The sequence below is a fragment of the Collinsella sp. HCP28S3_E12 genome (assembly GCF_052065595.1).
Taxonomy (GTDB): Bacteria; Actinomycetota; Coriobacteriia; order Coriobacteriales; family Coriobacteriaceae; genus Collinsella.
The window spans coordinates 1-335 of sequence record NZ_JBQHTS010000047.1 but is presented as its reverse complement, the minus strand read 5'-3'; the positions used below and the strand labels follow the sequence as shown (position 1 = coordinate 335).

Sequence of the window (335 nt, the reverse complement as noted above, 5' to 3'; positions counted from 1 at the left end):
CGACCATGCTCGTCAGGGCCGCCGGCAGGGAGTGGTCCGTGCCCAGGCGCTGCATCGGCCGGCGCGTGAGCGTCGTGGCGATGCCCGGCGGCCAGGTCGTGGTGAGGATGGCCGGCGAGGAGGTCGCCGTCCACGACGCCGCGTCCGGGCCGTCGAGGCCCATCAACTACGACCCCGACCACTACGGGCAGGCCCTCGAGGGGAAGCGGGGCCTGGCCGACGCGGACATCGCCGAGGCCGCGCGCGCCAACCTCGCGCTGCTCGACTCGCTCGGAGGGGCGTGATGGGCGCCGTCGCGGAGGGCAGCCCCTCGATCAGGGCGCAGGCGAACCTCT

Annotated in this window: 1 protein-coding gene; it reads left to right on the top strand. The window is 75.2% G+C overall.

What is annotated here, in order from left to right:
* Positions 1–284, top strand: a 284-nt coding sequence (locus ACTNBY_RS09325; RefSeq protein ID WP_441064283.1) for a Mu transposase domain-containing protein, incomplete at its 5' end; no start/stop codon positions are given.
* Positions 285–335 lie beyond the last annotated feature (51 nt).